13 protein-coding genes are annotated in these 14,403 nt (G+C 43.4%); 5 read left to right on the top strand and 8 right to left on the bottom strand.

Annotation, left to right across the window (positions count from 1 at the left end; all coding sequences use genetic code 11):
* Positions 1-39 precede the first annotated feature (39 nt).
* Both ACUNWA_RS01180 and ACUNWA_RS01175 read left to right on the top strand, forming a co-directional pair.
* On the top strand, positions 40-1,584 hold the full coding sequence (locus ACUNWA_RS01180) for an acyl-CoA carboxylase subunit beta (RefSeq protein ID WP_445590043.1): 1,545 nt from the start codon (positions 40-42) through the stop codon (positions 1,582-1,584).
* A 16-nt stretch (positions 1,585-1,600) separates the two neighbouring features.
* Positions 1,601-1,921 (top strand): biotin/lipoyl-containing protein, encoded by a 321-nt coding sequence (locus ACUNWA_RS01175; RefSeq protein ID WP_445590042.1) that lies wholly within the window; start codon positions 1,601-1,603, stop codon positions 1,919-1,921.
* A gap of 62 nt (positions 1,922-1,983) precedes the next feature.
* On the opposite strand, the gene ACUNWA_RS01170 is transcribed toward ACUNWA_RS01175, so the two are convergent.
* The 5 genes from ACUNWA_RS01170 to ACUNWA_RS01150 form a co-directional block, all read right to left on the bottom strand.
* Entirely contained in the window at positions 1,984-2,133 is a 150-nt protein-coding gene (locus tag ACUNWA_RS01170; RefSeq protein WP_445590041.1) for a hypothetical protein, read from the bottom strand.
* A 209-nt stretch (positions 2,134-2,342) separates the two neighbouring features.
* Complete coding sequence (gene ispE / locus ACUNWA_RS01165; RefSeq protein WP_445590040.1) at positions 2,343-3,155, bottom strand: 4-(cytidine 5'-diphospho)-2-C-methyl-D-erythritol kinase; 813 nt, start codon at positions 3,153-3,155, stop codon at positions 2,343-2,345.
* A 53-nt stretch (positions 3,156-3,208) separates the two neighbouring features.
* Positions 3,209-6,073, bottom strand: a complete 2,865-nt coding sequence (gcvP, locus tag ACUNWA_RS01160) for an aminomethyl-transferring glycine dehydrogenase (protein WP_445590039.1) — start codon at positions 6,071-6,073, stop codon at positions 3,209-3,211.
* 86 nt (positions 6,074-6,159) lie between these two features.
* Positions 6,160-6,801, bottom strand: coding sequence for an MBL fold metallo-hydrolase (locus ACUNWA_RS01155; RefSeq protein WP_445590038.1), 642 nt, complete (start codon positions 6,799-6,801; stop codon positions 6,160-6,162).
* Positions 6,802-6,808: 7 nt separating this feature from the next.
* A complete protein-coding gene (locus tag ACUNWA_RS01150) occupies positions 6,809-7,459 on the bottom strand; it encodes a protein-L-isoaspartate(D-aspartate) O-methyltransferase (RefSeq protein ID WP_445590037.1) in 651 nt (216 codons plus the stop codon).
* A gap of 388 nt (positions 7,460-7,847) precedes the next feature.
* Between ACUNWA_RS01150 and ACUNWA_RS01145 the strand changes: the two genes are divergently transcribed.
* Positions 7,848-9,263 carry a sugar transferase gene (locus ACUNWA_RS01145; protein ID WP_445590036.1) on the top strand — a complete coding sequence of 472 codons (1,416 nt, stop codon included), beginning with the start codon at positions 7,848-7,850 and terminating at the stop codon, positions 9,261-9,263.
* A gap of 1 nt (position 9,264) precedes the next feature.
* Here the strand turns inward: ACUNWA_RS01145 and thpR are convergent, their stop codons facing one another.
* Both thpR and ACUNWA_RS01135 read right to left on the bottom strand, forming a co-directional pair.
* Positions 9,265-9,819 (bottom strand): RNA 2',3'-cyclic phosphodiesterase, encoded by a 555-nt coding sequence (gene thpR, locus ACUNWA_RS01140; protein ID WP_445590035.1) that lies wholly within the window; start codon positions 9,817-9,819, stop codon positions 9,265-9,267.
* A gap of 44 nt (positions 9,820-9,863) precedes the next feature.
* Positions 9,864-10,451, bottom strand: a complete 588-nt coding sequence (locus ACUNWA_RS01135) for a DUF4294 domain-containing protein (RefSeq protein ID WP_445590034.1) — start codon at positions 10,449-10,451, stop codon at positions 9,864-9,866.
* 114 nt (positions 10,452-10,565) lie between these two features.
* On the opposite strand from ACUNWA_RS01135, the gene ACUNWA_RS01130 reads away from it, so the two are divergent.
* Together ACUNWA_RS01130 and ACUNWA_RS01125 are read left to right on the top strand one after the other, a co-directional pair.
* Positions 10,566-11,837: an arginine deiminase gene (locus ACUNWA_RS01130; RefSeq protein WP_445590033.1), complete on the top strand. Its 1,272-nt coding sequence runs from the start codon at positions 10,566-10,568 to the stop codon at positions 11,835-11,837.
* Between the two features lie 169 nt (positions 11,838-12,006).
* The gene (locus tag ACUNWA_RS01125) at positions 12,007-12,537 is read left to right on the top strand and encodes an RNA methyltransferase (protein WP_445590032.1); all 531 of its coding nucleotides are present in this window, start codon (positions 12,007-12,009) and stop codon (positions 12,535-12,537) included.
* Between the two features lie 80 nt (positions 12,538-12,617).
* Here the strand turns inward: ACUNWA_RS01125 and ACUNWA_RS01120 are convergent, their stop codons facing one another.
* Entirely contained in the window at positions 12,618-14,369 is a 1,752-nt protein-coding gene (locus ACUNWA_RS01120; RefSeq protein ID WP_445590031.1) for a tetratricopeptide repeat protein, read from the bottom strand.
* Positions 14,370-14,403 lie beyond the last annotated feature (34 nt).

Raw genomic sequence — 14,403 nt, 5'->3', positions numbered from 1 at the left:
ACAAAAACGAGACATTTTTTTTAATTAAAACTATATGATATGTCGTTGAAACGGAATATCCTTGACCTTCGAAAAAGGAAAAGTGAAGTTCTCAAAGGTGGTGGAGACAAAGCCATTGAGAAACAAGTAGCCATGGGGAAGCTCACGGCCCGCGAACGTATTTTATACATCCTTGACGAGGGTTCATTTCACGAGTATGACCTGTTTGTTGAGCACGTTGGTCGCGATTTTGACATGGAAAAAAAGAAATTGCACGGCGACGGTGTAATCATCGGAACAGGAACAATTCATGGTTCTCCGATTTGTATTTTTGCGCAAGATTTCACCGTAGCAGGTGGCTCCCTGGGCTTAATGCACGCCCGGAAAATCACAAAAATCATGGATCACGCCTTGAAAATGCGCGTACCTTTAATCGGAATCAATGACTCTGGTGGTGCCCGTATTCAGGAAGGTGTTGACTCGCTGGCCGGTTATGGCGAAATTTTCTTCCGTAACACGCTTGCCTCAGGTGTAATCCCTCAAATCTCGGTTATTTTAGGTCCTTGTGCCGGTGGAGCCGTATACTCTCCAGCGCTGACTGACTTCGTCTTTGTGGTAAATAACATCTCCAAAATGTTTATCACCGGACCAAGTGTGATCAAAACCGTACTTGGCGAGGAAATCTCGATGGAAGAGCTTGGAGGAGCAAAAGTTCATGCTGAAGTGACTGGAAACGCACACTTTTATGCTGAAAGCGAATTGGAATGCTTTGATCAAATCAAGAAATTGATGGCTTACATTCCATGGAACAACAAGCAGAAAGCCACGAAAATTGAGCCTCAGCTTCCAAAGAAGAAAACGAAAATTGAGAATATCGTTCCCGGTGATCCCAAAATGCCTTATGACATTCGTGATATTATTCAAGCAATTACAGACGATTCAGAATTCTTTGAAATCATGGAATTGTTTGCTCCAAACATCGTGATTGGATTTGGTCGTTTGAATGGAGAAACAGTCGGCTTTGTCGCTAACCAGCCCAAAGTACTGGCTGGTGTATTGGATTGTGACAGCTCGGATAAAGCAGCTCGCTTCATTCGCTACTGTAACGCTTTCAATATTCCTATTATTACGCTGGAAGACTTACCTGGCTATTTACCTGGTGTAGATCAGGAACATGCCGGCGTCATCCGTCATGGTGCGAAAATTCTGTATGCTTACAGTGAAGCGACTGTTCCAAAAATTACAGTTATTATCCGTAAAGCCTATGGTGGAGGTTATATTGCCATGAACTCACGTCACCTGCGTGCTGACTTTGTGTTTGCATGGCCAACAGCTGAAATCGCGGTTATGGGACCTGAAGGAGCTGCCAACATCGTATTTCGTAAAGAAATCGCCGAAGCAGAAGATCCGGAAGCCATGCGCCAGATTAAAATTGAGGAGTACAAAGAGAAATTTGCCAATCCATATGTTGCCGCAGCAAGAGGGTATATTGATGAGGTTATCGAACCTGAAGACACCCGCAAAATGTTGTTGCACGCCTTACAGGTGTCAGCCAACAAAGCTGTAAGCGGACCAAGCAAAAAGCACGGAATTCCTCCATTTTAAACGTAAAAGAAGCAGTATGACTGAAAAGAAATACGAAACGATTATCGTTCATAGCGCAAAGTACTTAACAGAGTACACGCGCAAATACCGGAACCGGCCAATTTGGTCTACTCCAAATGAGAATCTGATCTATTCATTCATCCCGGGAACCATCATTGATGTTCACGTAAAAGCGGGTGAAAAATTGAAAGAGGGCGACAGCCTGCTGATTCTGCAAGCCATGAAAATGCATAATAACGTGCAGATGCCATTTGATGGACAAATCGTTAAAGTGCATGTAAAACCGGGAGAGAAAATTCCGAAGAAACATTTGATGCTTGAAATCAAACCATTATAAAAAGAGGGGCTTAGGCCCCTTTTTTTGTCTTTCTTGACTCCCAGATAAAACCAGGTTCCCATTTATTGCCAGTAAGCATCATCAATCATCCAGGCTTCAAGCGTCAAGTTCTTGTCAGTTGCCACACTCCAATCGATCACCCCTTGATTCCAGAAAAAATCATCAATCATCCAGTTTTCAAGTTCCAGCTCAGGCTCAATTTCAGTTTCCATTAAGCTTGTTTTTGCGTTAACGTGCATGCCGGTCAGAGCAAGCATAATAAGAGCTAATAAAAGAATTTGTTTACTTTGTTGTTTCATCGCTTTAAGACTTTCGTGAATGTTTCCAATTGTGTTCTAATCAAGAGACTCACCAAAAGGCAAAAAGTTACCGACAAGCTTGTTAAAGGTTCTGAAATTTATCTTAAGGAATCTTAAAAGGATTAAAGCTTCTGTGTGAAAATATGGCAATCGGCTGAGAAATGAGCAGCAAGATTCTTTTTATCGGACCGAAAAAGACCATACACTGCAGAACCACTTCCCGACATTAAGGCAAAAGCAGCTCCCAACTGGTACAATTTCTCTTTAATCTCCTTTACTTCGGGGTGATTCACAAAAACAGAGTGCTCGAACTGATTTTGTAAGTTGCCCTTCCATTTCGAAAGGGGGAAATGGACCAAAGCCTTCAGGGAAATCCGACTCATAGCGGGAACAATATCTTGATAAGCTTCAGGGGTTGAAATATGAATCGAAGGTTTTACGACAACCAGGTAATAGCCCGCCAAATTAAGCGCAATCTCTTCAATCAACTCACCGCGACCTTGGGCAAAAGCAGGTTTATGACGAATAAAAAACGGACAATCGCTACCTAATTGCAAGGCATAATTCAGCAATTGCTCCTCCGTAAGCTCCAACTGAAACAGCTCATTTAAAAGAAGCAGCATATAAGCGGCATCTGACGAACCGCCACCAAGTCCTGCTCCTACCGGAATATTTTTATGCAGGTGAATATTTACAGGAGGCAATTGAAAGTCTGCTTTCAACAATTGGTAAGCTTTTACCACCAGGTTTTTCTCCGGATCTTCATTCAAGTCGATACCCGAAATGGTGATATTAAAAACATCGGACACGACAACTTCCAGCGCGTCCTGAATGGGGACTGGATAAAAAATGGTTTCAATGTTGTGAAACCCATCAGGTCGTTTCCCGGTAACCAGGAGACCCAAATTAATTTTGGCAATCGGATATGTAATCATAATAAAAAAAATGACTGCTGTAAAGATACGAAACAGCAGTCATGATATGGTAACTATTGATAAGATTCTATCGGATCGCAGGTACACATTAAATTGCGATCGCCATACGCATCATCAACACGACCAACAGGTGGCCAGTATTTATTTTCTTTTTGCCACGACAGTGGGAAAGCAGCCTGCTGACGACTGTAGGAATGCTCCCAGTTGTCGGAGGTAACCGTATCGGCTGTGTGCGGCGCATTTTTCAAGGGATTATCGTCCTTCTCTGACGCTCCACTGATGATAGCTTGGATTTCTTCGAAAATCGATTTCAAAGCCTCAATAAAGCGATCCAGTTCCTCTTTCGATTCACTTTCAGTTGGCTCAATCATCAAGGTTCCATGAACCGGAAACGACAGCGTTGGCGCATGAAAACCATAGTCCATCAAGCGCTTGGCAATATCGGCTTCGGTAATTCCAGAATCAGTTTTCAGATGGCGACACTCCAAAATCATTTCGTGTGCCACCCGTCCTTTTTCACCAACATATAAAATGCCATACGAATCTTTCAACTGACTGGCAATGTAGTTGGCATTCAAGATGGCAATCTCCGTCGCTTTTGTCAGCCCATCGGCTCCTAGCATTTTTATATAACCGTAGGTAATCGGCAATACAGAGGCACTCCCCCATGGCGCTGCCGAAACGGCTGAAATTCCAACATGTCCGTTATTCATAACTGGATGCGATGGCAGAAATTCAACCAAGTGTTCAGCCACTCCAATAGGGCCAACACCCGGGCCACCGCCACCGTGAGGTATGGCAAAAGTCTTATGCAGGTTCAGGTGACAAACATCGGCTCCAATTCGCTTCGGATTGGTTAAACCCACCTGTGCATTCATGTTGGCACCATCCATGTAAACTTGTCCACCATTTTGATGAATAATCTCACACATTTCCACAATAGATGCTTCAAACACACCATGAGTCGAAGGATAAGTAACCATAAAGGCCGAAAGCGTATCCTTGTATTCTTCCGCCTTTTGCCGAAGGGCATCCACATCCACATTTCCTCTTTCATCGCAAGGCACCACCACCACGTTCATGCCGGCCATCACCGCACTTGCCGGGTTTGTACCGTGGGCCGATGAAGGAATCAACACAACATTTCGATGATCGTCACCACGACTTAAATGGTATTCGCGAATCACCATCAATCCAGCATATTCGCCGGCAGCACCCGAGTTAGGCTGTAAGCTTACATCGGCAAAGCCTGTAATTTCAGCTAAATCACGTCGCAACTCTTCCATCATCTCATGGTATCCGCGAGCCTGATTTTTAGGCACAAAAGGATGAATACTGCTAAATTCAAACCAGCTTAGGGGTAACATTTCCGTGGCAGCATTCAGTTTCATGGTACACGATCCAAGTGGAATCATAGAGTGCGCCAACGAGATATCACGGTGCTCCAACTTTTTGATGTAACGCAACATCTCCGTTTCGGAGCGGTATTTTTTAAATACTTCCTGCTTCATAAAAGAAGACTGACGCACAAAAGCGGTATCAATAGTAGACTCTTCCGGACAATCGACAATATGCGGATAACGTTTATTCGCTGCCTTAGCAAATACTTCAATAATCCAGTTGATATCTTCCAGGTTGGTTGTTTCATCAATACTTAAGCCAACCTCCCCGTTTTCGAAATAGCGGAAGTTCATCTCCAATTCATGCGAAAGCCATTCAATGTCGTCACGTTTCACATGCTTAGGCAAAGCAAATCGGATGGTGTCAAAATAATTCTTATTTAACTGCTGATAGCCCAGCGCTGTAATTTCTTTATCTAATAGAACGGCAATAGCATGTACCCGTTCAGCAATTCCGCAAATTCCTTCCGCTCCATGATAAACACCATAAAAACCAGCCATAGTCGCCAATAGGGCTTGAGCTGTACAGATATTGGAGGTTGCTTTTTCGCGCTTGATATGCTGCTCACGCGTTTGCAGAGCCATACGCAAGGCATGATTGCCATGTTTATCTTTTGAAACACCAATAATCCGTCCCGGCATTATCCGCTTGTACTCGGAGCGCGCGGTAAAGAAAGCGGCATGTGGCCCCCCATAGCCCATGGGAACACCAAAACGCTGCGAGCTACCAAAAACGATATCGGCACCCCACTCTCCGGGAGGAGTCAGTAAGGCCAAGCTCAGCAAGTCGGCAGCAACAGCAACTTTTGCGTCAACGGCATGCGCTTGTTCAACCAAATCCCCATACGATAGAATTTCTCCATTAGAGTTGGGGTATTGAACGATCAATCCAATCACCTGCTCGTCAAAAACAAAATCGGATGTTCGCCCAATCTTCAAATCAATATTTAAAGGATTAGCCCTTGTTTGAAGGACTTCGAGCGATTGAGGCCACATATTTTCATCAATCAAAACCACATTGGCTCCAGCTTTCGCTTTCGCTCTGCAACGGCCGTTATACATCATCACCATGGCTTCGGCAGCTGCCGTGGCCTCATCCAGCAACGAAGCGTTAGCCAGCTCCATGCCTGTCAACTCACAAACCATCGTTTGAAAGTTCAGCAAAGCTTCCAGCCGTCCTTGAGATATTTCTGCTTGGTAAGGGGTGTATGAAGTGTACCAAACGGGATTTTCAAGCACATTCCGCAAAATTACAGCGGGTGTTATGGTGTCGTAATAGCCCATCCCAATATAGGTATTGAACACCTTATTCATTTTTGCCAGATCATGAATCCGACGGTAATATTTTCTTTCGGTCAGTCCATCTTTCAACTGCAATGGCTTGTCCAACCGAATATTGGCTGGCACCGCCTGATCGATCAACTCTTCGAGCGAGGAAACACCGATGGTCTCCAGCATACTTTTGATATCCTCTTCCCGAGGACCAATATGGCGGGTTACAAAATTATCACTTCCCATGCTTTCTGTTTTATATCTAAAGTTTGCGGTAATATTAACTGGAAGTTGCGGATAAAAAAATGATTTTTACCCGCCAACTAACTTGTTCAAGACATTAAAAAAGGATTGCTACTCTTTTCAAATCCGATGCTGGTTTCGGGACCATGTCCGCTATATACCAAGGTTTCATCAGGAAACTTAAATAACTTGTTTTTGATGTTTCCAACCAGCTGCTCAAAATTCCCCTTTGGAAGATCAGTACGTCCGATACTTCCATAGAACAAGACGTCACCAACCAGCATGAATTGCTGATCAGGCTGATGCAGCACCACGTGTCCCGGAGCATGCCCCGGAACATGAATGACCTCCAAAGAGGAATTCCCAAAAAGAATTGGCTCACCTTCCGTTAGCGAATGGTCTGCCGAATCAACTGGTTCTACCGGAACGCCAAACCGATCGCCGTGCTCTGTTATGGCTTCTACCAAAAAGGCATCTTCCTCATGCGCGTAAAACGGGATATTGTATTTGGCCCTGCAATAGTTGACACCCAGAATATGATCGAAATGGCAATGGGTATTCACCAGCTTAACTGGCTTCAATTGCTTTTCCTGAATAAACTTATCCAGCTCCTGCTGCTCGTAATCGAAAAAACAACCAGCATCAACAATAATGCATTCGCCGGTTTCGTCATACAAAACGTATGTATTTTCCTGTATCGGATTAAATGTAAACTTCTTAACTTGTATCATTCTCTTTTTAATTAACGGTACCCTTTAACATGGGAACGAAAACAAAGGTTCCATGTTTCTCTTTTTCAAACTCATCATCTGAAATTCGGGTAATTTTATACATGATTTGTTTTTCGGTTGGTCCTACCGGAACCACCAAAACACCACCGACCCGCAACTGCAGAAGCAAATCTTCGGGAATATGTGGGGCACCGGCTGTTATAATTATTTTATCGAACGGGCCATAGGTTGGTAGCCCTTTGTAGCCATCGCCGTAAAAAAACTTGGGATGATACCCCAGCTCTGGTAACAACTGCTGAACGTTCAAATACAATTCGCGTTGCCGCTCAATGGTAAATACGATGGCTCCCATTTCAACCAGCACAGCGGCCTGGTAACCGCTACCAGTCCCCACTTCCAGCACTTTGTCATTGGGTTGAATATCTAACAACTGACTTTGAAAAGCAACTGTGAAAGGTTGGGAAATGGTTTGTCCGGCACCGATCGGGAACGCCTGATCTTTATAGGCAAACTGAATAAAGCTGCTATCCATAAACAAGTGACGCGGCACCTTGGCCATGGCATCCAGCACCCGCTGATCTCTAACTCCCTTAATACGAATACCTTCAACTAATCGCTTTCGCAATCCCTTATGTCTTAAACTATCGCGAGCATCCATTAGCATCCAATTTTTAGGTAAAAATACACCAAAATGATTGTATATCGTGGCCTTACCCGGCCAACATTATCAACAAATTCCGTTGAAAAGTTCTGATTTTACTAAGTTCTTGAAAATAGCCTTTTATTTCTAAATTGAAGCTATAACTAGAATAGGAATTCGTATCGAAGGACTTTTTGCTGCCGAAATCCTGAAGTTCATCTCATCACACGACTGAAACTATTTAGACATCAAAGCAAACAACCGAACCCCGGAATATCCGAGAGAAAGTTCTTTGTTCAGAACCGATGGAGGAATGGCTAAAAAGGCTAAATTAGAGCAATATTTAACCCTGTAGCTCGTTTCAGTCAATAAGCTACACTAGCTTAAACAGACCAAATTCAGCTCTATGAATAAAAAAGTACAAGTAGTCAGGTACTTATTTTTTGACTTCTTTGCGGCAGCCATCAGCTGGATTCTGTTTTACCTGTACCGCAAACTACAAATCGAGCCGCAACATTTTGGAACCGAAGTTCCGCTTGAATTGACGAATCAGTTTTACCTTGGCCTACTCACCATCCCTGCATGCTGGATTCTTCTCTACTACCTTTCGGGCTATTACAGCAATATCTTTCGAAAATCGCGGTTACTTGAGTTGGGCCAAACTTTTTTAAGCTCGCTAGCGGGTGTGATCATCATCTTTTTCACCCTCATACTCGATGACTATATCAGCAGTTATAAAGATTACTACCGACTGTTTTTCACCCTTTTTCTTCTTCACTTTTGCCTGACCTATATTTTCCGTCTTATCCAAACCAGTCGCATCATCCACCTTATTCACCATCGAAAATTCGGATTCAACACCTTGCTGATCGGAAGCAACGAAAAAGCCTTGAAAATCTATCACGAGTTAAGCAACCAGCCACGCCCTGCGGGCTTTCAGTTTATCGGTTTTTTAAGCATTGAAGAGAATGACCAACACACACTTTCAAGCCATCTTCCTTATTTGGGGACCTTGAACGATTTTACCGATATCGCCCAAAAATATAAGCTCGAAGAAGTCATCATTGCCATTGAGTCCTCGCAACACGACCTGCTCACACGCATTTTGACTTCAATACAAAACCACTCCATAACTATCTGGGGGATTCCCGACTTATACGATCTATTGTCAGGAAATGCAAAAACCAACATCATCTACAGCAGTCCGCTGCTGAAAATATCGAACGGAATTTTGCCTGCCTGGCAAGCCAAGCTCAAACGTCTGATTGATGTCAGCTTTTCCATGCTGGCCTTCCTCCTGTTTCTGCCGGTCTACCTTCTGATCGCCATTCTCATTAAACTCCAAAGCGATGGCCCGATACTCTATAAACAAGAACGAATTGGGCGTTTTGGAAAACCGTTTACGATTTATAAGTTCCGAACCATGATTCATCATGCCGAAACAAACGGCCCAGAATTATCCAGGAAAGATGACCCACGAATTATCCCTGTCGGTCAATTCTTACGGGGAACACATCTCGATGAAATTCCACAGTTTTACAATGTCATAAAAGGAGAGATGTCGCTGGTTGGCCCGCGTCCGGAACGTCAATATTTTATTGACCTGATTGTAAAAAAGGCACCGCACTTTACCCTTTTACACAAAATTCGCCCCGGAATTACATCCTGGGGGCAAGTTAAATATGGGTATGCGTCTTCTGTTGATCAGATGGTGAAACGGCTGCCATACGACTTGGTTTATCTGAAAAACATATCCATTTACCTCGATTTCAAAATACTGATTTACACCTTGATTGCCTGTTTTAAAGGCAATGGAAAATAAATCATCTCAGCGTGTATTTTGCCAGAACATGGTACTCAGGTCCAGAAGGGAACAAGCGACTTTCGTACAAAACAAATTCGCGCACGAACACCTCCTGAGCCATTGTTTCGCCAAATTTTTCCATAATCCTCTCAAACTGCAACCGGTTTCTCAAATGCTTAAGTCGTCCCACAGTCAGGTGCGGAGTGAACTTTTTCGATGAGTCGATTCCTATCTCCTGTAATTCCGCTCGAAACTGCCGGACAAGCTCATAAAGCATTTCGTTTTTGGGGGCGGCCAGGTAGATAACCGCCGGTTGTCCCCGATGATTGAAATGACCAAGGCCATTTAGCTGGAATGAGAAAACCTGAAGATCAGCCACCACCCGTTTCATCGCAGCTTGCACCAGGTTGATCTGCTCTTCCGAAAGATCGCCCAAAAACCGAAGCGTGAGGTGCTGCTTGTCATTGGGCACCCAGCGAATGTGTTCCTCCTTCAATTGTTGCTTTAATCGCCGAATGAACTGCTGAAGATCGGGATCCAATTCTATTTTAATCGCAATAAATACACGTTTCATTTCCTTCGATTATACTTGCATTCTGAAATAGCAATGCAGCCAAGTCAAATAATTCCCGCCTCAATCCGAAAGATAATTTGCTCTATCAGCATATCCTCTACCACCGGATCGTATTCATCTTTCAGGTCATTGCCAAACAGGCGCGCCACCCCCTGCCAAAAGAAAGCTACCAGCCCACCTTTCAAATCTTTAATCAACTCATACGAGGTATGCCCGGTCTCGCGATCAATCAACTTAATGAGAATTCGCCCTTCCGAAATCGACAACTTTTTCAGCTCAGGCCCGTATTGGTCAAACAATTCCTTCTCAACTTGCTTCACATATTTCCGTCTCTCCTTTTCATTCTTCGCCGCCAGATATTCAGCCTCATATTTAGTCAGCAGTTCAGCCGCTTTCATTGCATACGGATACACTTTTTTAACTCTTCGCTCGAGCCGGTAGTAGCGTTTTTCCTGTCGTCGGTTCTCAAACTTGGGCTTAGAAAAAACCGGAATTTCTTCCAGCTTCCGGTGCGGCAAGGTATCCCCGTTCGCCTCAATAGCATCGAGAAAATGAAGCGAGTCCGGTTGCTGGGCCTTCCCTCCCGCAGTCAAACCAAAAACGAATATGACCAAGATCAATAATTGTTTCATAGTTTCCACTACAAAGATACTGACATGTTATTTAACTTGAAACGAATCAGGCTTGTTTCAGATTAGCTTCGGTTTAGAGTTACTATATTTGTGCAAATTTTAGAAAATGGTAACATGTCTGAAAGATTAAAAGTGAACGTAGCGTCAGAGTTTGGCGAACTCGAAGGCGTAATTGTACATACGCCTGGGTTGGAAGTTGAAGAGATGACACCCGAAACAGCCAAGCGGGCCCTGTACAGCGATATTCTGAACCTGGCAGTAGCCGGAAAAGAGTACCAGCAGCTGAAAGGAGTCCTATCAAAAGCCAGTCGCTGTTTCGAAGTAAAGGACCTATTGAGCGATGTCCTAAGCAACGACATTGTTAGGAAAAACATGCTGCGGGAAATATGCACCGCTGAAAAAGCCTTGGATATTCTTCCGGCCCTGCTTGAAATTGATGCCAATGAACTGGCCCGACAGCTTATTCAAGGGGTGCCCATTAAGCGCGATAACCTAACCCGCTACCTGAGTCAGGAACGGTTCAGCTTAGCACCGTTGCATAACTTTCTCTTTACGCGCGACGCCTCCATGTCATTCCGCAATGAGGTCGTTATTGGCAAAATGGCTAATAAAGTTCGCGACCGCGAAGCCTTGATTATGGAAACCATTTTCAACAATCACCCCTTAATTGAAACGAAAACATTGAATCCATTGCATTTTGGAGAACTAAACGCTGGCCAGAAGATCATGATTGAAGGGGGTGACTTTCAGGTAGCACGCGAAGATGTGCTGGTTATTGGCACCGGCATTCGAACCAGTACCGAAGGCATCGACTTCATTCTGGAAAGCATCAAAGCAAAGAAAGAAAAAATCCACCATGTCATTGTCCAGGAATTACCCGATATGCCCGAGTCCTTTATTCACCTCGACATGGTTTTCACCTTCCTTGATCGTGATGCCTGCATGGTTTACGAACCGCTGATTCTGGGCACCAACCGCTACCATACCATTCATATTCAAATTGAAAATGGAGAAGTTTCGTCCATTACGGAAGAAAAAAACTTGCCGGAAGCACTGAAAAAATTAGGGATGGATCTGAAACCGATCCAATGTGGTGGAAGCAAAGACATTTGGACCCAGGAGCGCGAGCAATGGCACAGTGGCGCCAACTTTTTCGCCATTGCCCCAGGACAGGTCATTGGCTACGAACGTAATGTCAATACCGTAGAAGAGCTCAACAAAAATGGCTTTGAGGTCATTAAAGCGAAAGATTATATTAGTGGAAAAGCAGTGCTTCCGGACAACAAAAAATGCGTGATTACCATTGCCGGTTCCGAACTGGCTCGTGGAGGTGGTGGAGCTCGCTGCATGAGCATGCCTTTCCGAAGAAAACCCGTTGAATGGTAGGCCCTTGAGTGCTCGATGCTGGATCCTTGAAAAACGAATGCCCTTTATGCTGAAATCTTGAGCTCAGAGACAGAAAAGATTCTGGATGCCTCGATATTTCGAGTATTCCTTATTTGCTAATTTAAATGGAGAATACAAACAATTGTGTTTTCAACTTTAAACAACTTTGATGCGTAAACTACGAACAAACGAACTCGGCCGAATCAGTGCCGAAGAATATAAGCAAACGGAGAAAACTCCCTTGGTGATTGTACTGGATAATATTCGCAGTTGCAACAACATCGGCTCGGTGTTCCGAACATCGGATGCCTTGCTGATTGAGGCCGTGCATTTGTGCGGAATCACAGCTACACCGCCCAATAAAGAAATCCATAAAACAGCCCTCGACGCAGAAAAATCGGTTCCGTGGAGCTATTTTGAAAAGACAGAAGATTCCATTCAAAAACTAAAAGATGAGGGCTATCGCATATTTGCGATTGAACAGGTAGAAAACAGCATTATGCTTCCTGATTTTGAAGTAAAAACCACCGACCGGTTAGCCCTCGTATTTGGCAATGAGGTGAAAGGGGTGCAGCAAAAAGTAATTGATCTGTGTGATGGAGCCATTGAAATTCCCCAATTCGGGATCAAACATTCCTTCAATATCTCGGTCAGTGCCGGCATTGTCTTATGGGACCTGTTTAAGAAGTTCCGGTATTAATTCACCCCAATCAAAAATAAAGCATTAAAAAAGCGACTTCAAATGAAGTCGCTTTTTTAAGATCATCTATATCGATGTAATTATTCTACAATTCCTTGAAATTTGGCGTCATCCCAGTATTTAGCAAATTCTAAATCTGAAGCCGCTTTTTCTTTCAATTCAGGTTTCATCTCAACAGCTTTCTCAAGGCTTTCGTACATCAGATTTTCTTTAGCTGTACGAGCACCAACAACAGCTTTGAAGTATTCTTTCATATAGCAACCTTCCCAAGTACAGTTCTCCAATGATTTCAAAGCACCATTGTTATCTCCTGCCAGGATTTTAGCCAAACCTACATTTGGAGAATCGCTGTCGCCAAACAACTGAACGGCTTTGTCGTAGTCGCCTTTTTTCAAGGCAACAATACCTAAGTTGTAATTTACTTCTTCGCCAGCACCTGAGGCAGCACCAAATAAAGCTTCAGCTTTATCTACATCACCTTGACGCAAAGCTACAGCACCCAAGTTGTTTTTGATGATTGGCTCATCGCTTGCCAAGCTTTCTGCTTTTTCGAACAATGGCTTCGCTTCATCATATTTTCCTTGCTGAGCTAAAATCATTCCAGCGTTGTTATGACCTCTCCAGTCTTTAGGATAAACTTTGATGAATGAATTGTAGATAGCCAATTTTTTGTTCTGGTCAGCAGTTAAAGTTGCAGCGTAAAGCAATTCAGCGGGGTTCAATGATGCAGGATCAGAGTCAGCCAAAGCAGCAATTTCCTCATCCGTTTTACCAATCAAATCAACGCTAGCAGCGATTTTTGAACGACGCAATTTTGGAAGAATCTCATCAGCAACAACCGTAAAGGCTTCAGACAAGTTTCTGATTTCGCGCTCACGTACTTCAGGATCTGAGTACATTGAAAGAACACGCAAGATCAACTCTTTATCCTGGATGTTTGATTTCTCCATCATTTCCTGGAAACCTTCCCAGTCTTCCGGAGTGAATTTTGTTTTCAGTTCAGCTTCAACTTCAGCTTTTTTCAATTCTCTGGAAACAACTTTGTTTGAAGAACTTTCACGTTGTTCAGACAATTTTGTATTCCAATCCAATTCACCATCAGGAGAAGCGTAGGCTGAAATCTCAACACCTTTTAATTCTTTACGCTCAGCTTCAAAAGCATCTTTAGCGTATGCATACAATTCTTTTACATCTTCGCTTTTCAACTCAGTCCCACGAACGTAAGAGCTGTTGATCAAGTAATGAATGTCAGCGACATACTGCTCTGGAACAATGCGTTGGAACTCGTCGATATTAGGATCATAAACACCAGTTGTGTTTTTCTCACGCTGAATACCAATGATTGGAGATGGGTAGTTAATAGCCATTTCAGAAGTAGCCAATACGCCATCAGCCACTTTAATAGGCTCAAAATCTAAGCTTTTAGATCCTTTTGACGCAGTAATACGAATTTCAAGATCAGACACACGCATGCCGTCTTCAAATGCAACTGCATCTTTGTAAGAAAAATTTCCACCAGTATAGCTAATCACCTTATTGTTGGCATCAACTTTCTCCCCTTGAAGAGTTACCGATTCGAAAGCAGTTTCACCACCGTCATATTTTAAAACAGGAGTAGCAACAATTGTCGCCTTTTTGTTAAAATATTTTGCCGGAAAACGGCCATCAATAGCAACATCCACATCACCACCATGGGCTTCTAAAATTTCAGGAGTCACTTTGAAGTTAATGTCATCTGCATTCTTTTTCATCTTCTTAAGGCTAGAACAGCCTGCGAAAAGGACTGCAGCCAAAACAAAAAAGGATAGAGTTTTTAAACTAAGTTTTTTCATGTCGACAGTATTAGAATATTTAATTTTGAATTAA

It is taken from the genome of Sunxiuqinia sp. sy24 (assembly GCF_052677165.1).
Note: the sequence above shows the minus strand (reverse complement) of the source record. Positions and strands in the feature narration are given on the sequence as shown.

Bases quoted from the DNA above. Each gene is read 5' to 3' on its own strand.
- ACUNWA_RS01180 (WP_445590043.1), top strand. From the start codon at position 40: ATGTCGTTGAAACGGAATATCCTTGACCTTCGAAAAAGGAAAAGTGAA.
- ACUNWA_RS01175 (WP_445590042.1), top strand. From the start codon at position 1,601: ATGACTGAAAAGAAATACGAAACGATTATCGTTCATAGCGCAAAGTAC.
- ACUNWA_RS01170 (WP_445590041.1), bottom strand. From the start codon at position 2,133: ATGGAAACTGAAATTGAGCCTGAGCTGGAACTTGAAAACTGGATGATT.
- ispE (WP_445590040.1), bottom strand. From the start codon at position 3,155: ATGATTACATATCCGATTGCCAAAATTAATTTGGGTCTCCTGGTTACC.
- gcvP (WP_445590039.1), bottom strand. From the start codon at position 6,073: ATGGGAAGTGATAATTTTGTAACCCGCCATATTGGTCCTCGGGAAGAG.
- ACUNWA_RS01155 (WP_445590038.1), bottom strand. From the start codon at position 6,801: ATGATACAAGTTAAGAAGTTTACATTTAATCCGATACAGGAAAATACA.
- ACUNWA_RS01150 (WP_445590037.1), bottom strand. From the start codon at position 7,459: ATGGATGCTCGCGATAGTTTAAGACATAAGGGATTGCGAAAGCGATTA.
- ACUNWA_RS01145 (WP_445590036.1), top strand. From the start codon at position 7,848: ATGAATAAAAAAGTACAAGTAGTCAGGTACTTATTTTTTGACTTCTTT.
- thpR (WP_445590035.1), bottom strand. From the start codon at position 9,819: ATGAAACGTGTATTTATTGCGATTAAAATAGAATTGGATCCCGATCTT.
- ACUNWA_RS01135 (WP_445590034.1), bottom strand. From the start codon at position 10,451: ATGAAACAATTATTGATCTTGGTCATATTCGTTTTTGGTTTGACTGCG.
- ACUNWA_RS01130 (WP_445590033.1), top strand. From the start codon at position 10,566: ATGTCTGAAAGATTAAAAGTGAACGTAGCGTCAGAGTTTGGCGAACTC.
- ACUNWA_RS01125 (WP_445590032.1), top strand. From the start codon at position 12,007: ATGCGTAAACTACGAACAAACGAACTCGGCCGAATCAGTGCCGAAGAA.
- ACUNWA_RS01120 (WP_445590031.1), bottom strand. From the start codon at position 14,369: ATGAAAAAACTTAGTTTAAAAACTCTATCCTTTTTTGTTTTGGCTGCA.